Origin of the sequence: Alteromonas sp. C1M14, from assembly GCF_018860965.1 — a bacterium.
GTDB lineage: Bacteria > Pseudomonadota > Gammaproteobacteria > Enterobacterales > Alteromonadaceae > Alteromonas.
This window is the reverse complement of sequence record NZ_JAHKQF010000015.1, coordinates 1-22,400: the sequence shown is the minus strand read 5'-3', so window position 1 is coordinate 22,400 and position 22,400 is coordinate 1. Positions and strand designations below refer to the sequence as shown.

Below are 22,400 nucleotides of genomic sequence, written 5' to 3'. Positions count from 1 at the left end.
TGGCGATGCAACTGGCGTATATTTTCTTAGTTAAAGAAGGCGTTTATCTGATTGATAATACCTTCACTATCAAGTCCCAATTCCTGATACATCTCTTCTTGTGTGCCTTGCAGCACAAAACTGTCGGGTAGACCAATATGTAATGTATGGATGAGGGTTTTAGCTGAGTGTAGGTATTCGCTAACCGCTGAACCTGCGCCGCCTTTGATGCAGCCATCTTCCAGTGTAATTAATCCTTCGTGAGTAGCGGCAAGGGAATCAATAATTTGGGTATCCAGAGGCTTCACAAAGCGCATATCGACAACCGTCAGGTTTAACTGTTCAGCGGCTTTTTCAGCGAAGGGAAGAAGGGTGCCGAAATTTAAAATTGCCAACCTTTTGCCTTCGCGCAATGTGCGAGACTGGCCTAGAGGTATGGCTTTCATGTCGGTTGAGGTTTTTAATCCTTTTCCCGAACCGCGGGGATAACGTACCGAAGCCGGACAGCCCGCTTTATGACCGGTAAACAGCATTTGTCTGCATTCTTCTTCATCTGACGGCGTCATAATGATCATATTTGGAATGCAGCGCAAAAAGGCGATGTCGAAGGCACCTTGGTGGGTTGGGCCATCCGCGCCGACGATGCCAGCCCTGTCGATGGCGAATAAAACCGGTAGGTTTTGTAGTGCCACATCATGGATCAGTTGATCGTAAGCCCGTTGAAGAAAGGTGGAATATATCGCTACCACGGCGTGATAGCCTTCTTTTGCTAACCCTCCAGCAAAGGTCACCGCGTGCTGTTCGGCGATGGCAACATCAAAATATTGCTCAGGGTATTGCTGCGAAAACTTCACCATGCCCGAACCTTCACGCATGGCCGGTGTAATCGCCATTAGTTTAGGATCGTCTGCGGCCATGTCACACAACCACTGGCCAAAAATAGCAGAAAACGTGGGCGTACTGGCTTTCGCTTTGGGTAACGCATGTTCTTTTGGATTGAACTTGGGAACAGCATGAAATTTAATGGGGTCTGCTTCGGCTTGTGGGTAACCTTTCCCTTTGCGGGTGACCACATGCAGAATATGGGGGCCAGAAAACTGGCGCATATTGCGTAAAGCATCAACCATGACATTTACATCATGGCCGTCAATGGGGCCAATATAGTTAAAACCGAGTTCTTCGAAAATAGTGCCCGGCACTACCATGCCTTTGAGATGTTCCTCTGCACGACTGGCAAATTCTTTGATTGGTGGAACATTGCTAAGCAGTTTTTTGCCACCATCACGAATTTTATTAAAGAAGTTACCTGTAAGTAGGCGAGCCAAGTGGCTATTTAATGCCCCCACGTTCTCTGAGATAGACATCTCGTTATCATTGAGCACCACCACCATATCTTTTTTAATATCGCCGGCGTGGTTAAGGGCTTCAAAGGCCATACCGGCAGTCATCGCACCATCACCAATCACAGCCACCACTTTTCTGTCTTTGCCTTCTTTTTCAGCCGCGACAGCCATACCAAGGGCAGCACTGATAGACGTAGAAGAATGGCCTACCGCAAAGGTATCAAATTCACTTTCAGGAGGCCATGGGAACGGATGTAACCCTTCTTTTTGTCGGATGGTAGACATTTGTTCAGCGCGACCGGTTAGGATCTTGTGAGGGTAAGCCTGGTGGCCCACATCCCAAAGAAGTCGGTCGAAGGGGGTGTTGTATACGTAATGCAGCGCCACCGTCAGTTCCACGGTGCCTAAGCCCGAGGCAAAATGACCACTGGTCTGGCTCACTGATGTTAGCAAATATTGCCGTAATTCATCGGCGAGATCTTTTAACTTATCTTGCTCTAATTGTCGAAGAGCATCCGGCGTCTGGGCCTGAGCCAGCGTAGGATAGTGCGTTAAGTCTAAACTCATTGTTCTTTTTTCATTTTCTTATGTAATGTGAAAAAATCAGGAGGTACGCTTTACCATTAGGTTTGCAAATGCGGCTAATGACTCGGTGTTGTACGGCAGCCCCTGTAAAGCTTGAAGCGCATCGTGATGAAGTTGCGTTAATGCTTCTTTAGCTTGGCTCATTCCCAGTAGTGCCGGGAATGTATTTTTACCTAGTTCAACATCGGAACCCTGTGGTTTTCCGATGGTACTGGCATCCCCTTCTACATCGAGAATGTCGTCCTGAATCTGAAATGCAAGGCCAATATAACCCGCATAACGAATTAGTGCCTGTCGATCATCTGCCGACAGCGACTCGGCCACTAGTGTAACCATTTCTGCGCAAGTTTTCAGGAGTGCGCCGGTTTTTAATGAATGTAAAAGGGTTAATTCATCAATATTAATGGTTTTGCCGGTGGATGCGAGATCGATTGCTTGGCCACCGCACATGCCCCGGTATCCTGATGCCGTTGCCAGTAGGCTGACCAAGGATGCGCGCTTTGTATGAGCAAATTCACTCATCGGGGCATCGGCGAGTATGGAAAAAGCCAGCGTTTGTAAGGCATCACCGGCTAAAATGGCAGTGGCTTCATTAAATTTGATATGACAAGTAGGCAGGCCACGACGCAAGTCGTCATCATCCATTGCTGGTAGATCATCATGGGCGAGGGAGTAGGCATGCACGCACTCTATTGCCATACTAATGACCCGTTGGTCTTGTTGGGGAATATCCAAGGCATTGCCGATAAGATGGACTAGTAGCGGACGCATGCGCTTGCCGCCACCGGTTAATGCATACTCCATTGCCGCGCGAAGTTCAGGGGCATGATTGGGCAGTTGTTGTACACAATGAAGCAAACCTTCGTCAGTCTGTTGTTTTACTGTCTGACGTAAGGCGTCGAGATTTGTCATTAAGCTACCTACAGTTGCGAATAGGGCGAAGGTACATGCAAAAGAATGATGATCAATCGCCGGCGGTGTTGTCCTGAAAATCGGCGAGAGAGGCTTCGCCTTGTTCATTTAAAAGAATGCTAACTTTTTGCTCTGCTTGCGCCAGTGCCTGCTGGCTAAGCCGAGATAAGGTAATCCCTTTTTCAAATTTTTCTAAAGCAACATTTAAAGGTAAGTCGCCAGATTCCATTTCACTTACTATTGTTTCAAGTTCTGCTAAGGCGTCCTCAAAGGACGGCGTTGCTGGCGCTTTTTCTTTACTCACGTTGTCGACCTAATAGTTAATTTAACAAGCTTCGCGCACATTAACTGAGGGGATGCGTCGGGTCAATTGCTTTATCAGCGGAGTTTGGATTCAATATCTAACTATGTGTATGGTTTTGTTGATGATACCTATAGATAATCATAATCACTGGTAATCCTGTAAATTGGTTATAGAATTCTCTGGGGCGGCCGATAGAATACCTACGGGTAATGTTGCCGTCCACATCTGGCCGGTTTTGAAAACAAAAATCATCGACAACCGTGTTGCCAATGGGAAAGTGAGTGTCATAGCGTGAGGAGCAATAAGTGGATTTAGCAACCGTCATAGGCATGTTAGGAGGGATTGGCTTTATCGTCATGGCCATGATCCTCGGTGGGGATCTGAGCATGTTTCTTGATGTGCCTTCTATACTCATCGTATTCTGCGGTTCGTTGTTTGTTGTCATGTCTCAGTTCACACTGGGACAATTTTTCGGCGCAGGGAAAGTGGCTGGAAAAGCCTTTATGTTCAAAATCGATTCGCCAGACGTACTTATCGAAAAAATCGTCGAAATGGCTGATGCAGCCCGTAAAGGCGGTTTTTTAGCGCTGGAGGAGGCAGAAATAGGAAACCCGTTTATGCAAAAGGGCGTCGATATGCTGGTAGACGGTCATGACATAGAAGTGGTCAGAGAAACCTTGAACAAAGACATAATGATGACCACCGAAAGGCACGAATTTGGCGCCTCCATTTTTAAAGGGCTTGGTGATGTTGCTCCGGCCATGGGTATGATCGGTACTCTTATCGGGTTGGTGGCCATGCTCTCGAACATGGATGATCCTAAAGCCATTGGCCCGGCAATGGCAGTGGCACTATTGACCACCCTTTATGGTGCCTTTTTAGCTAATGTAATTTGTCTACCCATTGCGGCAAAACTTGTGAACCGTAAAGAAGAAGAAAAGCTTAACCAGTCTTTAGTCCTTGATGGCATTGTTGGTATTGCTGACGGCCAAAATCCGAAAGTGATAGAAGGTATCTTGAAAAATTATCTCGCAGCCAGTAAGCGTGGCGCTGCAGAAGAGGAGTAGCGGTTAATGTCAGATCAGGAATGTCCTAAGTGTCCGCCGGAAGGTCTACCTGCGTGGATGGGCACGTTTGCTGATCTCATGTCGCTGTTAATGTGTTTTTTCGTTTTGTTATTGGCATTTTCTGAAATGGATGTGCTGAAGTTCAAACAAATTGCCGGTTCCATGAAGTTTGCCTTTGGTGTGCAAAATAAAATAGAAGTTAAAGATATTCCAAAGGGGACCAGTGTGATTGCCATGGAATTTCGTCCAGGACGTCCGGATCCCACGCCCATCGAAACAATACAACAACAAACCATCGAAATGACCCAACAGATGCTGGAGTTTCAAGCCGGTGATGAGGATTCATCGGGAGGTCGCCAAAAACAACGGGGTTCTCAGCGCGGTGGTCAGGCCCAGCAGACGGCTTCAGATGCAGCGGCTTCTTCTGCGCAAAGTAGCGATAAAGAAGAAGTGAACGACATGATGAAAAAGGTGGCTGAGCAACTGCAAAAGGAAATCACAGATGGTTCACTGGAAATGGAATCCTTAGGTCAGCAACTTACCATTCGTATTCGAGAGAACGGATCCTTCTCTGCCGGATCTGCGTTTTTACAACCTCAGTTTAAGCCTGTGCTTAGAAAGGTCGGTATATTATTAGCCGATATGCCCGGGGAAATTCAGATTTCAGGTCACAGTGATGGGCAACACATCGCCAACGAGCTGTATCGTTCAAATTGGGATCTATCTTCTCAGCGGGCAGTGGCGGTAGCCGAAGAGCTTCGCAAAGCGCCAGGTTTCGATGAAAGCAGAATGTCGGTGGTGGGCTTGGCCGATACACACCCGTTGGTGGAAAAACCCACCAACGCGGCGGAACGGGCCCGTAATCGGCGGGTAGAAATCACTATAAACCAAGGCAAGCCTTTAGAATCAAAACCCATTTCAATTCTTGAAGAGGGAAGTTAGTGCATTAACGGTTTGGCGTTACCTCGGGTTAATTCTTGGCGGAAGTGGGGTTTTGCCAATACCAGTTGCACGGTAGAAATGGTTCTTTCCAAGAAGCCGCCTTCACAATACCGAAGATAATAGGACCACATACGGGCAAAGTGTTCGTCGTAACCATCCTGAAGCAAGGCTTCTTTAGCACTCACAAAAGCCTTGTGCCAATCGTCAAGGGTTTTGGCGTAATCGAGCCCAATATCTTGAAGATCCCGAATAGACATATCGCTATGGCGTTTCAAATAATCATTGATAACGAACTGGGACGGTAAAAAGCCGCCGGGAAAGATGTATTTTTGAATAAAATCCACGCTGCGACTGTAACTCTCAAATCGCCTGTCGTCGATGACAATAGACTGAAGTAACATCAAACCATCGGGCTTGAGCAGCGATGCGCAAGTGTGAAAGAAATTGCCAAGGTAGCGCTTGCCCACTGCTTCTATCATTTCGATAGACACCAGCTTGTCATACTGACCGGATAAGGTGCGATAATCCTGCTTTAACAGAGTGATTTGTTCTGACAACTGTTCCCGCTCTATCCATGCTTTTGCATAGGCATGCTGTTCTTCCGAGATGGTTGTGGTGGTCACTTTGCAGCCATAATGACGGGCGGCAAATACTGCCAACCCACCCCAACCAGTTCCGATTTCTAGCAGATGATCTGACGGCGTTAACTGTAACTTATCGCAAATAACCTGAAGCTTATAAGCTTGGGCATCTGACAAGGACGCATTAGGATCAGGATAGATAGCCGCCGAGTACATCATACTCTGATCCAGAAATCGGGTGTAAAGCTTGTTGCCTAGATCGTAGTGTGCTTCGATATTTTTCTTGGCCTGGGACGGGGTATTTCGCCGTAAAAAATGCTGCACCTTTTGAAAGGGGAGAAGAAGATACTTGTATCGCTGTTCCCACTTGTCCAGCATGGGCAAGTTGCGAGCAAAAATACGGATCACATCGGTTAGGTCCGACGTTGTCCATAACCCTTCTGCAAAGGTTTCCCCCGCTGCCACGCTGCCGCCAAATAACAGTTTGCGATAGGCTTTGGGATGCAAAATGGTAATGCTGGCGTGCAAATCGTGCTCTTTGTTACCAAAGTCGCCCACAATTTCACCATTTTCAATAATGGTCATCTGCCCTTCGGGTAAGATAGACATGACTTTTAAAAATGCTGTTTTACACCCTCTATCTAACGCGCTAGGGGCGTAAGATGAGACAAAAGTGGTTTCGCCGTGTGACATGTTAAGTATTCCTGACTTAAGGGTGATCGTAGATAGGCGTACGCTTGATAAACAATTTCAACGCTTGCCAATATATCCCGACCATTGTTTTTATGGTCATGCTAGGTATACGCCGTAACGCCATGCCCAGATTCTTGTTATTAAATGAAATTCTTGTCATGTTTAGCCCGGCAGCAAAATCTTTTTCGGTCTGATAGCAATGCATTGATAAAGAAAAGGTGTCAGCGGGAGGGGCGATTTTCCATTTGTAAGTCATGTCCATCGGGTTAAAGGGAGAAACATGAAATGCTTTTGGCGTATCGGCCTGGGTGGCTAAATCCACCAGATAATAATGCTGTTCGTGCCATGGTGTATTACTGACTTCTGCGAGCATATGGGTATAGGTGCCGCCGCTATTTCGAAGAAAGTAAAAGTTTACCGGACTAAAATAAATCCCCAGCATTCTGAGTTGGCCAAGCATAAAAACGTCCCCCTCAAGTGCGCCGCCGTGTAATGCCGACATTTTCTCCCTAATCGCCTCTTCAAGGGGGCGTTGTTTGTCGCCGTAGTAATCGCTGCGGCGAAACTCCACCATGTTGCGACCATTATGAGAAAAACGCTTTATTGACTTATCGAGTGCATCAAGCTCACTCAATTTGAGCCAAAACAAATAAATATTATAGGCAAATTTGTGCTGGGTAGGGCGGAAGCGCTGATGAAATACTTGTCCTTGATAAAGGGCGCTTTCTAATTGGGTCACAGTGTTTCCCCGAATCGTGCGCACACATCTAATGCACTACGTACACCATCTTCATGAAAGCCGTTGTACCAGTAGGCGCCGCAAAAATGGAGATTATCTACACCGCAAACGTCTTCTCGTTGTTGTTGTGCTGCCACCATGTTTGCGCTGTATTGCGGGTGGGCATATTGATACTGACGAAGTATTTTGGATGGCTCAATTGCGTCAGTGTTATTTAACGTAACGCAAAACGTATGGGGCGCGTTTTCAAGGCATTGCAATATATTCATATTGTATGACACCGCTGCTGGCGCATGTTGTTCATCATCGCTTTCTTTTAACCGGTAGTTCCAGCTTGCCCACGCCAGTTTGCGGCGGGGAAGAACCGATGTGTCTAGGTGAAGCACCACATCGTTGTTGGCATAGGGAATGGCGCCGAGAATGTGTTGCTGAGCAGCAGTGGGCTGTTTCAGCATGGCAAGGGCTTGATCAGAATGACAAGCAAAAATAACGTCATCATAGTGTTCTGGGGGGCGGCCTTGCGCGTTGACCTGCCAACCTTGGGGTGTTTTCTCAACACTTTGTACCGGCGACGATAAATGGATTCGATGGGCGAAGGCCTGAGTAAGAGGCGGGATGTAACTGCTTGAGCCGCCTACCAAGGTATACCATTGTGGGCGATCAGTAACGTTCAACAAACCATGGTTATTAAAAAATTGCAGGAAGAAGGCCAAGGGAAACTGTTTGGTTTGCGCCAGGCTTGCTGACCAGATGGCCGCGCACATGGGGTAAAGATAATAATCCGCAAAATCATCACTTAGGCCAAGAGACTGGATATACGCAACCAAGGTTATATCGTAGTCCGTATCCCTCGCTTCGGCGGCGCGTAACTTACAGGCTTTGTTAAATGCTAAAATATCCTTTACTAAGCGCCAAAACGCGGGTTTAAACAAATTCCTACGCTGAGCAAATAAGGTGTTAAGGTTGTTACCATTGTACTCTAAGCCCGATTTCTCGCTACGCACGGAAAAACTCATTTCCGTGGCCTGCTTTTTAACGCCTAGTTTATTCATTAGCTGAATAAAGCGGGGGTAGGTCCACTCGTTAAATACAATAAATCCTGTGTCTATGGGGTAGGTGGTGCCATCGACGTCCACCTCCTTTGTTGCTGTATGCCCGCCTATATAATCGTTAGCTTCATACACGGTGATTTGGTTTCGCTTATTAAGCAAATACCCACACGTTAACCCGGAAATACCCGTTCCTATAATTGCAATTCGCCGCTGCATCAACTCTTCCTTACTGCTGTTGTCTCATTTTTTTTGACAACCACTGCTGAATACCTGTGGGTAGAACATGTAAAAAACGCATGATCCAGCCAAACCCCGAAGGGAAGTACAGGTTTTGTTTTTTCTTCTCGATACCTTTAAGCATAGCCTTTGCTGCTTGTTCTGCAGAAATCTTCATGGGCATGTCAAAATCATTCTTTTCCGTAAGCGGCGTATCAATAAAACCGGGGGAAACATGCTGAACAAGCACTTGTTTAGCTGCGAGGTCTACGTTTAAGCTTTGGGTAAAATAATGTACCGCGGCCTTACTGGCACCATAGGCTTGGCTACGGGTAAATGGGAACAATCGGGCCATGCTATCTACGATGACCAACTGACTGTGGGGGCGTAAATGTGGAAGTAATGCTTCCACGCTATGTATCATGCCAAAAAAGTTAATCTCAAAGACTCGACGAAACATAGCGGTATCGAAATTTTCCACATCAACATATTCACAATTACCGGCGTTAAGTACCGCAATATCAAATTGCACCGATGCTAACGCTGCCTTGGTGTCATCCAGTGATGTAAGGTCAAATTTTTTGGTTGTAATTCGCGCTGAAGCTGACAGCGCGTTAAGCACTTCTTCGTTACGCCCACAAGCAATAATATTATAGCCTTGCTCAGCGGCGTGAAGCGTAAATGCCTTCCCTATACCCGACGTAGCGCCTGTAACAAGAATGGTCTTCATGACTGTAACCTTGATTTTATTTTGCCGATAACCCACCCCAAGATGGGGATATGCTGGTAAACCATTTCGCCAAGATCATAATAGTCTCGGTGATAATGAATTTTCTCATTGCTCACTTTCAAGATAGTAATGCCATCCAAGACAATGGGATCAGTTTTACCTTTCAGTACCAGTGTCATCACCCATGTAATCGTGTAGTGAATGTCTTCGCCCGGTGCGCTAGGTGTAATGGTTTTGATGTCAAATGCGCAAGTTTTGGTGTTGTCTAACAACTGAGCAAAGTAATATTTAACCGCGTCTAAGCCGTGGTGATGGGCGATGGGATCGATAAATTCCACATCTTGTGAGTAGATGCTGCCAAGCTCATCGGGGTTAACGTCATTGAGGGATGAATATAAAGCGCAAAACTTTTCTATGAGGGTCATGTGAGTAAGTGTGTAAAAACGACTTACCTGTATACCATTCTTACTCACTGTAAGATCAAAAACCTTAATTAGACTTTCGGATTAACTACAATTTTACGGCGATCCAAAACGATTTCGTCTCGTAATAAGTAGGAAATAAAGCACAACAATAGTCATTTATGAACACCCAACCCCTGCCACTTTTTCCACTATCAGCACACCTTCTTCCGGAAGGCAGAATGGCGCTACGAATCTTTGAGCCACGCTACGTGCGCATGGTGAAAGAGGCCTGTGCGAAAAACGGAGAATTCGTGATGTGTATGCTCAATGCGCAGGGAGAGAAATCAACCCACCAACATATCTATCCTATCGGCACGGTAGCAAAGGTAATCGACTTTGATTTGTTAGAAGATGGTCTGCTTGGCATAAAGGTTGCTGGACAGTACTGTGTAGAGGTCGAAAACATCTTTGCAGAACCAGACGGTTTACGCATTGGACAATGCAAGCGATTACCGCCGTGGACCTGTGAGATATCGCCTCAAGAGATTTCACCTATGGACGAACGGTTACAAGATATATTTGCGTGCTACGATGAATTGGCAATGCTGTACGAGAACCCTAGGTTCGACGATGCTCATTGGGTGTTACAGCGATGGTTAGAACTCTTGCCCATTGGCGCAAAACAGAAACAGTATTTTCTTGAACAACAAGATTGCAGGAAATTATTCAATTACGTATCTGCACTTGTTCAGTAGCACACTGTGAAATATTTACACGGTGTAATAGTTCAAGATTACAATTCTGTCATCTTCGTGATTCCGACGTCTATAGCAACTATTAACCTGATAGGATATGGACAAATACTTATGTTAGTTGGAATTCCCTTGGAACAAAGTAACAGCGCAGTTAAGCCAAAAGAATGTGCGACTGAAATGTCAGACTATATCGTTAAAGTTGCTGAAACCCGTTGTAAGCGCTCTTTTGCCAGAGTGTTTGGCTACTTTGCCCCCCGCTTGCGTTCATACGCCTTAAAGCAAATGGGTAACGAAGCGCTGGCCATGGAGTTGGTGCAAGACACCATGTCTAACGTGTGGCAAAAGGCCCATTTGTTCAACGCAAGTAAGGGCAGCCCTTCCACGTGGATTTTCACCATTGCACGTAATATCCGATTTGATATGCTTAGAAAACTGCAAAATCGAAAAGAAGACGTGTGTTCAGACGATTTTTGGCCGGTATTGTGTGAGCAAACTGCTGATGCCAACGAAAAACCTCTCGACGAACAAATAACGTTAGAGCAAATAGGCTTTATGTTTGAAGATTTACCCGTTAAACAAAAAGCGGTTATAGAGGCGATCTATATTGATGGTAAGTCACAGCAAGAAGTGGCTGACGAACTGAGTATCCCTTTAGGGACAGTTAAATCTCGAACTCGATTAGCATTGCAACGACTTAAAGGTATGCTTCACGATCATGGCTAGGTTTCACCCGGAGCCTGAGCACCTTTTGCAATTTGCACAAGGTTCTCTGGCTCTTTCTGAATCGCTAATAATTGCTGCCCATTGCGACATGTGTACGCGATGTCAGCAAATCGTTCATCAGCATACCTCTATTTTATCAGCCGAAATTTTTGATTTTCCTGTTACGGGTGAACCTGACCCCGCTCGGTTTGACAGTATGTTCGAACACATCACCCAACTTCCCCCGCTCAAAGGCAAAATTGCCCCAACGCCAGCACAAACATCCATTGAGCTTGACGGTAAAAGGTTTCCATTACCTCTTACCTTGCAGCGTATCTTGTGCAAAACAGGCAGTTGGTCTGGTTTGGTGGGTAAACTGTGGCAGGCACCGGTGGATTTAGATACCACGGGACTTGCGACTTTTATCTACATGGGTCGAGGCGGCACTGTACCTGAGCACACGCACCGCGGAACTGAGTATACGTTGGTGTTAGATGGCGAGTTCTGTGACGAGTTAAATCGATACCGCACTGGCGATTTTATTTCTATGAGCCATGAGCATATTCATTCACCTCATTCTGATTCCCTTGATGGTTGTCTAGTGTTTAGTGTTTTAGACCAACCGCTTCATTTCACATCCGGTCTTGCTCGCCTGCTAAATCCTTTTAGCCATCTATTTTTTCGATAAAAAAAAAGCACTCGAAAGTGCTTTTTATCTAATCCGCTTTTAACTAGCTAATAAAATCACTGTTCGGAAAGTTAAGACGCAGTGTTTTCATGGCGTTTTCTTTTAATTCATCAAGACCAAGTAAATTATAGCTGGACACCATAATTTCCAGAGCGGCTTGAATCTGGTCTGAATCCGGGAAATGCTCAATGACATAACGACCACGATTAGCGGCGGCCACATAGGCTTCCCGACGCATATAAAAGCGGGCAATGGCAATTTCATATTTAGCCAAACGACTTTTGATAAACAGCATGCGTTTTTTTGCATCGGCAACATATTTGCTGTCTGGGTATTGCAAAATAAGTCGTCTAAAATCTTCAAAGGCTTCCCGAGATTTAGAGGGGTCGCGGTCGGAGCGATCAATTCGCATCAGCTCCTGAAACATATTGGAGTCGGCTTCCATGTTGGTAAGCCCTCGCATGTAGTAAGCGTAATCGACATCTGCATGATTCGGGTTGAGGCGAATAAACCGATCAATGGTTGCCAAAGTTTCGTCGATTTTGCCTGACTTGTAATAGCTATAAATCAGATCAAGCTGTACCTGATTAGATAGCGGACCAAAAGGGTAACGTGAATCCAGTTCACTTAATGTGGTGGCTGCTGCGCCGAAATTACCATTACGCATATTGCGCTTAGCATTTTCATACATCTGCTGTGCGCCCATGTTAGCCAAAGCCGCGCGTTGTTCAGAATCGTCAGATGAACTGCAACCTGCTACGCTAACCATGACACCAAAGACTAAGGGCATCACTAATCGAATTGATTTCATATCTGTTGTCTATTCCTGCTTAACCGACTGATACATTAAACTGCATTATGTGTAACGGCATTCTAGCGCACTCAAACACGCAAACTCTACATAAAAACCGGAAAGTTTCCGTTTAACTGGTGTAAAGGTTGGTATAATACGCTTTTTGTAACAGCGAAAGAGTTTTATGACCCAGTCTGAGAATACCGTCATACTAGAGGCAAACGCTGAATCACACCATTTTGGTAAGCGTTTAGATCAGGTTTTAGCTGATTTGTTCCCTGAATATTCCCGTTCTAAGTTAAAAAGTTGGATTTTAGAGGGAAGTGTCTCAGTTGATAACGAAATATTGACCACACCCAGACATAAAGTGATGGGCAGTGAAAATATTGTTGTGCGTGCAACCATGGATGTGCAAACCACCAGCGAACCCCAAGCCATGCCGTTGGATATTGTTTATGAAGATGATGATATTTTAATCATAAACAAACCCACTGACATGGTGGTGCACCCCGGCGCAGGTAATCAGGATGGTACATTGCTAAATGCTTTACTTGCTCATGTGCCAGGTATCGATGTGGTACCACGGGCGGGTATCGTTCACCGCCTTGACAAAGATACTACCGGCTTAATGGTGGTAGCGAAAACCGTGCCGGCCCAAACCCATCTTGTTGATCAATTACAAGAGCGGGTGATGAGCCGAGAATACGAGGCGTTAGCATACGGCACAATGGTGGCTGGCGGGATTGTTGATGCACCCATCGGACGGCATGCGACTAAACGAACCTTAATGGCGGTGCGAGAATTAGGTAAACCGGCGGTTACCCATTTTAGGGTGATGGAAAAGTTTCGTGCTCACACCCATCTGCGATTAAAACTGGAGACAGGGCGTACTCATCAAATTCGTGTGCATATGGCTCACGTCAAGCATCCATTGGTGGGGGATCCGGTTTACGGCGGGCGTCCTCGATTGCCCAAAGGTGCCACTGAAGAATGCGTACATATGTTGAGAACCTTCCCTCGTCAGGCCCTACATGCGGCGCAACTGTCTTTATTTCACCCGGTATCCGGCGAGTGGATGACATGGCGCGCACCGTTACCCGATGACATGGTTTCGTTGTTAGCCTGCGTGCGTGAAGATACCAAAATAAATGGTATGAACGATATCTGACCATGGCTGTATTAACACCCGATTGGGCCGTGCCAGAGAATGTTTTTGCCTATACCACTACCCGTGCAGGTGGAGGTAGCAGCAAGGCTTATGCATCTTTGAATGTGGGTAAGCATGTGGGCGATTGCGAACAGACCGTCGAGGAAAATCGGCGCAAGCTGCCTTATCACGAAAAACTCATTTGGCTTAATCAGGTGCACGGTAATCGGTGCGTAACGCTACCCACCACAGAATATGATGCCGATGGGGTAATTAGTCGCGACAAGGGTTTTGCTTGTGCCATTATGACCGCTGACTGCTTGCCTATTTTACTGGTAAATGAGCGCGGAGATGAGGTAGCGGCGATTCACGCGGGATGGCAAGGGTTGGTGAAGGGAGTTATTCCTAACACACTTAAACAACTCCTTAGTGCGCCGGATACGCTTTTGGCATGGATAGGGCCGGCGATTAGTCAACAATGTTACGAAGTATCCGGTGCGGTAAGTGAGGCATTTTCTCGCTGGCCGCAAGCTATTCTACCGGGTGCTACCCAGGGAAAGTTTATGCTGGACTTACCTGCGGTGGCGAAGGCGCAGTTGGCGCAAGCTGGGGTGAAACGAGTCACATTGTCGGGATTATGTACCTACTCGAATCCAGCGTTATTTTTTTCTCATCGTCGTAGCAGCCAATGCCAGCAAGTACCCTGTGGCAGACAAGTAAGTGTGATCGGATTCAAATAGTCGTTTACCGATGCCGTATTCTGTTGATTCCGATCAATAAAACAGCACGATATTGCCTCATCTAACTTGAATACCTGCAGCTTAGCACCCATAAAAACAGCATAGATAGCATTGTGTTATTAGGGGATTATTCATGCGGTTAGATCGATTCACCAGTAAATTCCAATTAGCCATATCCGACGCCCAGTCATTGGCATTAGGGCGGGATCATCAGTTTATTGAACCTGTTCACCTTATGACCGCCATGCTCAATCAGCAAGGCGGTTCAGTGCGTCCATTGCTGGATCAAGCCCAGGTCAATGTAAACGCCTTACGTTCCGCACTGGCAGAAGCTATCGATCGCCTTCCTAGGGTGGAAGGGATTGGTGGTGATGTGCAACTGAGCAAAGAAAGCGGCATCTTATTAAATTTGTGCGATAAAATTGCACAGCAACGGAAAGATGAATACATCACTTCCGAGATGTTTGTGTTGGCTGCGTTGCAAGACAAAGGGAAATTGGGGGATATCTTCAAAGGCCTCAATATCAGCAAAGAGCACATCGAAAGTGCTATTGATAAAATGCGCGGTGGACAGAAAGTGACCGACCCGAACGCCGAAGATGTTAGACAAGCGTTGGAGAAATTTACCACCGACCTTACTGAGCGTGCCGAACAGGGCAAGCTGGATCCGGTTATTGGCCGCGACGATGAAATTCGCCGTACCGTTCAGGTATTGCAAAGACGAACTAAAAATAATCCGGTACTGATTGGCGAGCCAGGGGTGGGGAAAACGGCCATCGTTGAAGGGCTTGCTCAACGCATTATAAATGGCGAAGTGCCGGAAGGCTTAAAAGACAAGCGGGTATTGTCGCTGGACATGGGGGCCTTGGTTGCAGGCGCAAAATATCGTGGTGAATTTGAAGAACGTTTAAAAGCGGTGCTAAATGAATTGTCGAAAGAAGAAGGGCGAGTGATCCTCTTTATCGATGAATTACATACCATGGTGGGTGCCGGTAAATCTGATGGCGCCATGGATGCAGGTAATATGTTAAAGCCCGCTCTTGCTCGAGGCGAACTGCATTGCGTGGGAGCCACCACCCTTGATGAATATCGCCAGTACATTGAAAAAGACGCCGCGTTGGAGCGCCGCTTCCAGAAGGTGCAGGTGGACGAGCCCAGTGTGGAAGACACCATCGCCATTTTGCGAGGCTTAAAAGAACGCTATGAACTGCATCATTCGGTAGACATTACCGACCCGGCCATCGTAGCGGCAGCAACCTTGTCCCATCGGTATATTAGCGATCGACAACTGCCAGATAAAGCCATCGATTTAATTGATGAAGCTGCCTCTAGCATTCGCATGCAAATAGATTCTAAGCCAGAAGATATGGATCGCTTAGAACGTCGTATCATTCAATTGAAATTAGAAGAGCAAGCACTCGCTAAAGAAACCGATGACGCCAGTCACAAGCGTCTTGAGATGATAGAGCTAGAGCGGGAGCAAGCTGAAAATAAACTGGGTGGCTTAGATAAAATATGGCGTGAAGAAAAAGATGCCATGCAAGGTACCCAAGCAATTAAATCTAAGTTAGAACAAGCAAAGCTTGATCTTGAAATTGCGCGGCGGGCGTCAGATTTGAACCGTATGTCAGAACTGCAATATGGCCGTATTCCCGAGCTGGAAATGAAGCTGGAAAAAGCCGCAGAGAATGAAACTCAGGAAACCTTACTGCTGAAAAACAAGGTCACAGACAATGAGATTGCTGAAGTCTTGTCTCGTTGGACGGGGATCCCTGTCGCCAAAATGCTGGAAGGCGAGAAAGACAAATTATTGCGTATGGAAGAAGTACTGCATAAACGGGTCGTGGGGCAGGGCGAGGCCGTAAATGCGGTTTCTAATGCCATTCGGCGGTCAAGAGCAGGGCTTTCTGATCCCAATAAACCCATTGGTTCATTTCTGTTTTTAGGCCCAACGGGGGTGGGGAAAACCGAACTGTCTAAAGCGCTAGCTGGATTCCTGTTCGATACCGAAGGCGCTTTGGTGCGTATCGATATGTCTGAGTTTATGGAGAAACATTCGGTATCGCGTTTAGTGGGGGCGCCTCCTGGCTATGTCGGCTATGAAGAGGGTGGCTACTTAACCGAGGCTGTGCGCAGAAAACCCTATTCGGTGATTTTGCTTGATGAAGTGGAAAAGGCACATCCCGATGTGTTTAACATCTTGCTACAAGTACTGGATGATGGGCGATTGACGGATGGACAGGGGCGTACCGTCGACTTCAAAAACACCGTGATTATCATGACCTCGAATTTAGGATCTGACGTCATTCAAGATACCCATGATGATAGTCAATACGACGAAATGAAAGCCCGTGTTATGGCCGTGGTTAGTCAGCATTTCCGCCCTGAATTTATTAACCGGGTAGATGACTTAGTGGTATTCCATCCGCTGGGCAGAGAGCAAATTAAGGCCATAGCTAAAATTCAACTCGCCGCATTACGTCAGCGCTTAACTGAGAAAGGCTATAAATTGGAGTTGTCTGGTGCTGCGTTGGATAAATTGGCAGAGGCAGGGTTTGATCCTATCTTTGGTGCCCGTCCTCTTAAAAGGGCCATTCAAACCCAAGTGGAAAATCCATTGGCGCAAAAGCTACTTTCCGGTGCACTATTACCTGAATCAACGGTTCGGGTGGATGTGAAAGATGATGAGTTTTTCGTCGTATAAACCTAAAAACATAATAAATGGCTGCATATACGCAGCCATTTTTATAGGTATTACAAGGAGTTGAGCATTTTCTCAGCTTGAGCTTTACCGATAAAGTCCTCGTCGCTGTAAACGGCAATTTCTAAGTGTTCTCTTGCTTCAATATCTCTACCCATCTTAGCGAGGGTATAGCCCAAATGATAACGTAATTTGGGATTCGTGGCCTGACGGCTAAAGGAACGTCTCAACATCTCTAAGCTTTCTTGATATTTGCCTTCATGAGCAAGCACCCAGCCATAGGTGTCGAGTATTTCTGGATCGCTGTTTTTAAGTTTATAGGCTTGTGCTATCCATTTTGAGGCCTGTAAGGTATCAGTTTGTGCGCTCATTTCTGCAAGTCTGTTTAGCACCTTAGATTTATTCAAGACTTGGGGCAGGGAGGCCAATTGAACATAAATGGGGATGGCTTTATCAAACTCGCCACTGTAGTAAAAATGTTGGGCAAGTAGATTTGCTGGCAGTAGATACTCGGGCTGTCGTTTCATCAACCCCCTGGCAATGGCAATAAAACCATTTGGGTTGTTACCCCGGCTCGCCATTTTGTATGCGGCAAGTAATGGTTGAGCGAAATTGGCCGAAAGGGTTAAAGCGCGAGAATATGCCTGTGCAGCTTTTGTATAGTTTGCTTTCTTTTCTGCTAATAACCCTGCGACATACCAGAAGTTAGGGTTGTCTTGATTTGAGTCTATTCGCGAGGCGATGGTGCTAGCCGCTTGTGTCACCTTTCCAAGGGCTATTTGCAATTTGGCTGTGTGTAATGCCAGTTCATTATCATAGGGGGCTAGTTCTCGGGCTTTGCTGAAGCTAACTAACGCTTCGTCAGGACGGCGCAGTTTGATCAGGATATTACCATACCGCTCTAACATCTTGGGTTTGTCTTGAATCATCTCCTCGATTAATACAAGGGATTTTTCGGCGTCTTGGTAACGTTCTAATGAGATCAGAATATCGGCTTTCTGCAACACATAGGTGGGGTTATCAAAATCTTTTTTAAGTAGTTTGTCTAGTTGATAAAGGGCATCATCTAGGTTGCCTCTTTTGGCACTTATTTGTACCAGCTTAACGCGAGCCTCTTGATTATTAGGGTTGAGGGCCAATACATTTTTATACATTTTTTCTGCGTCGCCAATACTACCCACAATAATAAGGTTTTGCGCTTTAAGTAATTGGGATGGAACATGTCTGGGCACCTGAGCGAGTAGGGCGTCGAGTCGCTGGGTCGACGCTGCAATATTGCCAGTTTTGGCATCTAGCGACGCTAAATTAAATCGTGCAGCAAAACTTTCTTGGTTAAGAGATAGGGCTTTGTTCAATGTGGTTCGCGCCTTATCAAACTCTTCTTGTTGTATAAACAAGGACGCTTTTAAATTGTAAACATCGGATTTTTGCGGGAATATTTTGATCAATCCATCGACCGCTTTATGGGCATCTTCAAAGTCGCGGAAACGCATCTTCATGGAGGCATAAGTGAATAAGAAGGTAGGATTCAGCTGTTGTGCCTCATAGTTAGCGTCTAACAAAGCGAGGGCTTGTTTTTCTTGGCCGCGTACCGTCATCAACTTAATTTTAAAAAGTTGCAGTTGTAAAGAGTCGGGATAGCGTGCTTCTAGCGTTCGAATTAAGCTATTAGCCCGAAAACTTTTGTTTTGTTCTATTAGCAAATCACCAAGCAACAGGGCCGCATTGAGATCTTGCATAAGAACCGATTGTTTTTGCTCTAATAAAGACAAAGCGAGTTTTGGGCGTTGTGTTGATATATACGCTTTGGCTAACAATTTTATCCCCTGTAAATCGTCTGGGTTTTTTGCCAAATAACGCTCGAAATCGCCCACTGCTTTTTCGATATTGCCATTGAAGTAGGCCGTTAAGGCACTGATGTAAATAAGTAGAGGTTGGGATTCCACCACATCCGGTGATAATTCAGACAAGGTGTTGCCGAGCTTTTGAATTTCGGCGGTATTGGTTGTGACGGTGTCTTCTTGGGTCATCAGCCAATTATTTAGCAATATTGCGAGAGGATCGTCGGGGGTACGGGCCATAATTTCATCCACGTACTGTCTCGCGCTGGCATAATCGTCGCGAGCGATATAAATATTGACGAGGTTACGTAATGCGATGGGATCGTCACTATTTAGTGATAGGGCATGTTTAAAGTTTTCGATGGCCGTGTTCACATCACCATTGCGAAAAGACAACTGTGCAGTTAATCGCCATAAAATGGCATTGTCTTGATTGATGGCCTTGGATTTGGCTAACAAGTCAGCGGCTGTTTTAAGATCATCTTTGCGCATCGCTATGGCGGCCAACCCCGTGTACGCATCATCCCTATCGAAAGGCAGTGTTAGCATTTGTTCATACGCTTTTTTCGCGCAAGCTTCGTTGCCTAACTTTGTACAGGCAGTAGCTCGAATTTGTAGCCAAGCCGACTTTTGTTGAGAACCCAAGCGTTTATAGTCGGTAAAGTTTACGATGTCGTGGTAACGGTTCATAAATAACCAAGACGTACCTAATGAGCCTGCTACAAGGTTCAAGTCGGCGCCCATTTCCATGGATTCTTTAAATTCCAACTCTGCAGCCCTAACGTAACCATTTTGTAGTAAAAGGCGGCCCATTAATATTTTGGCGGTAAGGTTGTTAGGATCTTGTTGAAGGCTATTTTTTAAGTGGACAAAGGCGGTTTGGTAATCCTTTTTATTATAAGCGTCCAGGGCTTTTTCATAATCTTCGAAGGTACTCGCCGCGGCAGCGGACAAACTACTGATATAAACCAATAAGGCAAAGAATAGTACGGGAATGAAAAAGGTTTTTATTCGTAGGTTGTTCATAATACACCTGACTACAGCTGAATAAAAAGGTGGCAAACGCCACCTTTTAGGACCAATGATTTATAGGTTTGTCACTTCACTAAATCAAGATTGACGCTTTCTACGCCACATGGCAAAAGCACCACCCATAAATAGCATAGCAAAGGTGCCGGGTTCAGGAACTTCTGTTACCGGTTTATCACTTGGCTTGGTAGTAAAGCCTACCGAAGCGAGTTTAAAGCCATCGTCATACATGGATTCGCCAATATCGCCAAATACCGTGTTATAAGCACCGATGATCCAATATTGAGAAAATACACTGTCGATGTCGATCATAGCCAGATCAGTATCGTCACAATTTAACACATCAAAAGATCCCACTGCTAATGCATCTCCTGCAATATCACCCCAGGAATTAGAGCCGGAATCAAGCATAGATGTATCGTCTAAAGCTGCTACAGAGATCTGGGTGTCGTCATCTTTCCAGAGCCAGCTGAAAGTGGCGCCGGTTACATTAACTTCTTCGTCAAAAGATAGCAGAATGTAATCGTAGTCGGTGTCGATATTATAGTAGTACGAGCCTGCACCACTATCATATTCCCACCCTTGTTCTGATTGATTATCAACAGAGTGATCCGGCGACTTGCCTTTTTCATCATCATTGATGACGCCGTAGCCTTCTCCGTATTGTTGTAGATCAGCAGAAACTACGTTTGTATCGGCTCTTACATCGTAGCCATAATAGGTACCGATACTTTCTTGACCGCCGGTATCGGAGTACGCAGATGCATTAATGGTAACACCATCTATTTCTGCGTTGGTGATACCATCATTGGCCAGGCTATACATCAAGTCATCTTCAAAATAAGCTGATGCATTACACCCATCACCGGTATTGCTTCCTGTGCCACAACCACTATGCCAGCCACCACTGTAGCCACCGGCCACTGTGGGAGCGGACAGCGCACTTGCCACCACGAGGCTTGTCACTGACGCTATTGTTTTTAGTTTCATTATTATGAACCCCTTATACCTCATTTATATACCTCAAATTTCTTCTAGCACGAACTGCGCCATATCTATATCCTTCTGTTAATTATGTAATTTTTAGGTTCAAGTTAGAATTCGGCTTTACATGGCGTAAAGAAAGTTGACATCATTCAAAAGTATAAAGAAAAAATATAATTCCTATATATCAGTGGTTTAGCTAGAAATTGCGATTTCTTTGAAAGGGTATTGCTTTAAATACTCATAGTGAAGTTAGTAAAGTGGCTTTGCTCGCTATTTTTGTTCCGTGCGCCAACAACAGATGTATGAAATAATAAGACGATCAAAATTTGTAGTTAAGAGGACTTAATGACGGATTCGAAAAGAAAAGGTATTTATCTGTTACCCAACTTGCTGACAACAGCAGGGCTGTTTTCTGGGTTTTATGCTGTGGTTGCTTCAATGAATGGGGCGTTTGAAGCCGCAGCGGTAGCAATCTTCGTTGCTATGATATTCGACGGTCTCGATGGTCGAGCGGCAAGAATGACAAATACGCAAAGTGCCTTTGGTGCAGAATATGACTCTATGGCAGACATGGTGTCGTTTGGTATGGCACCGGCATTAGTGGCTTATAATTGGGGCTTGAGCGAGCTGGGGAAAATAGGCTGGCTAGCAGCCTTTATTTATGTGGCGGGTGCGGCACTACGTTTAGCCCGATTTAACACCCAGGTTGGCATTGCCGATAAACGTTTCTTCCAAGGGTTGGCCAGTCCAGCTGCGGCCGCTGTGGTAGCGGGACTCGTTTGGGTTGGCGTTGAGTACGATGTAAACGGTAATGACTATGGCGTTATCGTGGCGCTTATTACAGGGGCCTCGGGGTTACTTATGGTGAGTAACTTTAAGTACAACTCCTTTAAAGAAGTGAATTGGAACGGGAAAGTACCGTTTGTGGCACTGTTGGTGATTATGCTCATCTTTGTGATTGTTGCCACAGAGCCAGCCTTAGTATTATTTTTGGTTTTTGCTCTTTATGCATTGGCTGGGCCTATCAATACATTCCGAACGGTGGATAAGGTTACTTTAGATGATGTGGTCGGTGACCATGAAGATAAAGATGCGGACTTTGTAGAGGTGGAACCCGAGCTAAAGGGTGACGATACCGATGCCGATTCACCATCGGATAAGAAAGAGTAATTATAAATAACGGCTTTATTGTTTTAAATAACAACAATGCGATTAAAAAGCGACCGGTCAGGTCGCTTTTTTTGTTTTTATTTAAAATAGGGGTTGACCATCTCAATCAGATGAGTAGAATGCGCCTCCTCACTTCAGGGGCTTCAACGAAACGCCTGATTTAAGAGTGATGAAAATCATTTTGAGAGTGCAAAAAACTTCAAAAAAATGATTGACAAATAAATGATGCGGAGTATTATACGCATCCCGCTTGAGACGGCATACAGCAAGGCTTAAGCGACGTTCTTTAACAATTTATAA

Annotated in this window: 20 protein-coding genes; 9 read left to right on the top strand and 11 right to left on the bottom strand. The window is 45.6% G+C overall.

The window, feature by feature from the left end; genetic code table 11:
• Positions 1–26 precede the first annotated feature (26 nt).
• Genes dxs through xseB form a run of 3 tightly spaced genes read right to left on the bottom strand, consistent with a single transcriptional unit; the run spans position 27 to position 3,123 of the window.
• A complete protein-coding gene (gene dxs / locus KO501_RS12570) occupies positions 27–1,889 on the bottom strand; it encodes a 1-deoxy-D-xylulose-5-phosphate synthase (protein WP_216030027.1) in 1,863 nt (620 codons plus the stop codon).
• A gap of 36 nt (positions 1,890–1,925) precedes the next feature.
• A complete protein-coding gene (gene ispA / locus KO501_RS12565) occupies positions 1,926–2,819 on the bottom strand; it encodes a (2E,6E)-farnesyl diphosphate synthase (protein WP_216030026.1) in 894 nt (297 codons plus the stop codon).
• Between the two features lie 52 nt (positions 2,820–2,871).
• On the bottom strand, positions 2,872–3,123 hold the full coding sequence (gene xseB, locus KO501_RS12560; RefSeq protein WP_216030025.1) for an exodeoxyribonuclease VII small subunit: 252 nt from the start codon (positions 3,121–3,123) through the stop codon (positions 2,872–2,874).
• A gap of 305 nt (positions 3,124–3,428) precedes the next feature.
• Between xseB and pomA the strand changes: the two genes are divergently transcribed.
• Both pomA and KO501_RS12550 read left to right on the top strand, forming a co-directional pair.
• Positions 3,429–4,190, top strand: a complete 762-nt coding sequence (pomA, locus tag KO501_RS12555; protein ID WP_216030024.1) for a flagellar motor protein PomA — start codon at positions 3,429–3,431, stop codon at positions 4,188–4,190.
• Positions 4,191–4,196: 6 nt separating this feature from the next.
• Complete coding sequence (locus tag KO501_RS12550; RefSeq protein WP_216030023.1) at positions 4,197–5,132, top strand: flagellar motor protein MotB; 936 nt, start codon at positions 4,197–4,199, stop codon at positions 5,130–5,132.
• On the opposite strand, the gene KO501_RS12545 is transcribed toward KO501_RS12550, so the two are convergent.
• The 5 genes from KO501_RS12545 to KO501_RS12525 are packed head-to-tail and all read right to left on the bottom strand — an operon-like array spanning position 5,129 to position 9,616.
• Positions 5,129–6,406, bottom strand: a complete 1,278-nt coding sequence (locus KO501_RS12545; protein ID WP_216030022.1) for a cyclopropane-fatty-acyl-phospholipid synthase family protein — start codon at positions 6,404–6,406, stop codon at positions 5,129–5,131. The two genes, KO501_RS12550 and KO501_RS12545, sit on opposite strands and share 4 nt — an antisense overlap.
• Before the next feature lie 16 nt (positions 6,407–6,422).
• Positions 6,423–7,145 carry a DUF1365 domain-containing protein gene (locus tag KO501_RS12540; protein ID WP_216030021.1) on the bottom strand — a complete coding sequence of 241 codons (723 nt, stop codon included), beginning with the start codon at positions 7,143–7,145 and terminating at the stop codon, positions 6,423–6,425.
• Positions 7,142–8,413, bottom strand: coding sequence for an FAD-dependent oxidoreductase (locus tag KO501_RS12535; protein WP_216030020.1), 1,272 nt, complete (start codon positions 8,411–8,413; stop codon positions 7,142–7,144). The genes KO501_RS12540 and KO501_RS12535 overlap by 4 nt, the downstream gene beginning before the upstream one ends.
• Before the next feature lie 10 nt (positions 8,414–8,423).
• Positions 8,424–9,143, bottom strand: a complete 720-nt coding sequence (locus tag KO501_RS12530; RefSeq protein ID WP_216030019.1) for an SDR family NAD(P)-dependent oxidoreductase — start codon at positions 9,141–9,143, stop codon at positions 8,424–8,426.
• Positions 9,140–9,616, bottom strand: a complete 477-nt coding sequence (locus tag KO501_RS12525; protein ID WP_354667832.1) for a nuclear transport factor 2 family protein — start codon at positions 9,614–9,616, stop codon at positions 9,140–9,142. The genes KO501_RS12530 and KO501_RS12525 overlap by 4 nt, the downstream gene beginning before the upstream one ends.
• A 110-nt stretch (positions 9,617–9,726) precedes the next feature.
• Here KO501_RS12525 and KO501_RS12520 point away from each other — a divergent pair, with 110 nt between their 5' ends.
• The 3 genes from KO501_RS12520 to KO501_RS12510 all read left to right on the top strand — a co-directional run bounded on the left by KO501_RS12520 (position 9,727) and on the right by KO501_RS12510 (position 11,692).
• On the top strand, positions 9,727–10,302 hold the full coding sequence (locus tag KO501_RS12520) for an LON peptidase substrate-binding domain-containing protein (RefSeq protein WP_216030018.1): 576 nt from the start codon (positions 9,727–9,729) through the stop codon (positions 10,300–10,302).
• A 111-nt stretch (positions 10,303–10,413) separates the two neighbouring features.
• Positions 10,414–11,025, top strand: coding sequence for a sigma-70 family RNA polymerase sigma factor (locus tag KO501_RS12515; protein WP_216030017.1), 612 nt, complete (start codon positions 10,414–10,416; stop codon positions 11,023–11,025).
• Positions 11,018–11,692 carry a ChrR family anti-sigma-E factor gene (locus tag KO501_RS12510; protein ID WP_216030016.1) on the top strand — a complete coding sequence of 225 codons (675 nt, stop codon included), beginning with the start codon at positions 11,018–11,020 and terminating at the stop codon, positions 11,690–11,692. The genes KO501_RS12515 and KO501_RS12510 overlap by 8 nt, the downstream gene beginning before the upstream one ends.
• A 43-nt stretch (positions 11,693–11,735) precedes the next feature.
• Here the strand turns inward: KO501_RS12510 and KO501_RS12505 are convergent, their stop codons facing one another.
• The gene (locus KO501_RS12505) at positions 11,736–12,503 is read right to left on the bottom strand and encodes an outer membrane protein assembly factor BamD (RefSeq protein ID WP_216030015.1); all 768 of its coding nucleotides are present in this window, start codon (positions 12,501–12,503) and stop codon (positions 11,736–11,738) included.
• A 166-nt stretch (positions 12,504–12,669) separates the two neighbouring features.
• Between KO501_RS12505 and rluD the strand changes: the two genes are divergently transcribed.
• From rluD to clpB, 3 genes are all read left to right on the top strand, one after another.
• Positions 12,670–13,653 (top strand): 23S rRNA pseudouridine(1911/1915/1917) synthase RluD, encoded by a 984-nt coding sequence (gene rluD / locus KO501_RS12500; RefSeq protein WP_216030014.1) that lies wholly within the window; start codon positions 12,670–12,672, stop codon positions 13,651–13,653.
• A gap of 2 nt (positions 13,654–13,655) precedes the next feature.
• A complete protein-coding gene (gene pgeF / locus KO501_RS12495; RefSeq protein ID WP_216030013.1) occupies positions 13,656–14,372 on the top strand; it encodes a peptidoglycan editing factor PgeF in 717 nt (238 codons plus the stop codon).
• 133 nt (positions 14,373–14,505) lie between these two features.
• Positions 14,506–17,076 (top strand): ATP-dependent chaperone ClpB, encoded by a 2,571-nt coding sequence (gene clpB / locus KO501_RS12490; RefSeq protein WP_216030012.1) that lies wholly within the window; start codon positions 14,506–14,508, stop codon positions 17,074–17,076.
• A 50-nt stretch (positions 17,077–17,126) separates the two neighbouring features.
• Here clpB and prsT read toward each other — a convergent pair whose 3' ends face one another.
• Together prsT and xdp1 are read right to left on the bottom strand one after the other, a co-directional pair.
• Positions 17,127–19,940, bottom strand: coding sequence for an XrtA/PEP-CTERM system TPR-repeat protein PrsT (gene prsT / locus KO501_RS12485; RefSeq protein ID WP_216030011.1), 2,814 nt, complete (start codon positions 19,938–19,940; stop codon positions 17,127–17,129).
• Between the two features lie 84 nt (positions 19,941–20,024).
• Positions 20,025–20,933 carry an exosortase-dependent surface protein XDP1 gene (gene xdp1, locus KO501_RS12480; RefSeq protein ID WP_216030010.1) on the bottom strand — a complete coding sequence of 303 codons (909 nt, stop codon included), beginning with the start codon at positions 20,931–20,933 and terminating at the stop codon, positions 20,025–20,027.
• Positions 20,934–21,275: 342 nt separating this feature from the next.
• On the opposite strand from xdp1, the gene pssA reads away from it, so the two are divergent.
• A complete protein-coding gene (gene pssA, locus KO501_RS12475; RefSeq protein WP_216030009.1) occupies positions 21,276–22,100 on the top strand; it encodes a CDP-diacylglycerol--serine O-phosphatidyltransferase in 825 nt (274 codons plus the stop codon).
• Positions 22,101–22,400: the final 300 nt, after the last annotated feature.

Bases quoted from the DNA above. Each gene is read 5' to 3' on its own strand.
- dxs (WP_216030027.1), bottom strand. From the start codon at position 1,889: ATGAGTTTAGACTTAACGCACTATCCTACGCTGGCTCAGGCCCAGACG.
- ispA (WP_216030026.1), bottom strand. From the start codon at position 2,819: ATGACAAATCTCGACGCCTTACGTCAGACAGTAAAACAACAGACTGAC.
- KO501_RS12550 (WP_216030023.1), top strand. From the start codon at position 4,197: ATGTCAGATCAGGAATGTCCTAAGTGTCCGCCGGAAGGTCTACCTGCG.
- KO501_RS12545 (WP_216030022.1), bottom strand. From the start codon at position 6,406: ATGTCACACGGCGAAACCACTTTTGTCTCATCTTACGCCCCTAGCGCG.
- KO501_RS12535 (WP_216030020.1), bottom strand. From the start codon at position 8,413: ATGCAGCGGCGAATTGCAATTATAGGAACGGGTATTTCCGGGTTAACG.
- KO501_RS12530 (WP_216030019.1), bottom strand. From the start codon at position 9,143: ATGAAGACCATTCTTGTTACAGGCGCTACGTCGGGTATAGGGAAGGCA.
- KO501_RS12520 (WP_216030018.1), top strand. From the start codon at position 9,727: ATGAACACCCAACCCCTGCCACTTTTTCCACTATCAGCACACCTTCTT.
- KO501_RS12515 (WP_216030017.1), top strand. From the start codon at position 10,414: ATGTTAGTTGGAATTCCCTTGGAACAAAGTAACAGCGCAGTTAAGCCA.
- KO501_RS12510 (WP_216030016.1), top strand. From the start codon at position 11,018: ATGGCTAGGTTTCACCCGGAGCCTGAGCACCTTTTGCAATTTGCACAA.
- KO501_RS12505 (WP_216030015.1), bottom strand. From the start codon at position 12,503: ATGAAATCAATTCGATTAGTGATGCCCTTAGTCTTTGGTGTCATGGTT.
- rluD (WP_216030014.1), top strand. From the start codon at position 12,670: ATGACCCAGTCTGAGAATACCGTCATACTAGAGGCAAACGCTGAATCA.
- pgeF (WP_216030013.1), top strand. From the start codon at position 13,656: ATGGCTGTATTAACACCCGATTGGGCCGTGCCAGAGAATGTTTTTGCC.
- clpB (WP_216030012.1), top strand. From the start codon at position 14,506: ATGCGGTTAGATCGATTCACCAGTAAATTCCAATTAGCCATATCCGAC.
- prsT (WP_216030011.1), bottom strand. From the start codon at position 19,940: ATGAACAACCTACGAATAAAAACCTTTTTCATTCCCGTACTATTCTTT.
- xdp1 (WP_216030010.1), bottom strand. From the start codon at position 20,933: ATGAAACTAAAAACAATAGCGTCAGTGACAAGCCTCGTGGTGGCAAGT.
- pssA (WP_216030009.1), top strand. From the start codon at position 21,276: ATGACGGATTCGAAAAGAAAAGGTATTTATCTGTTACCCAACTTGCTG.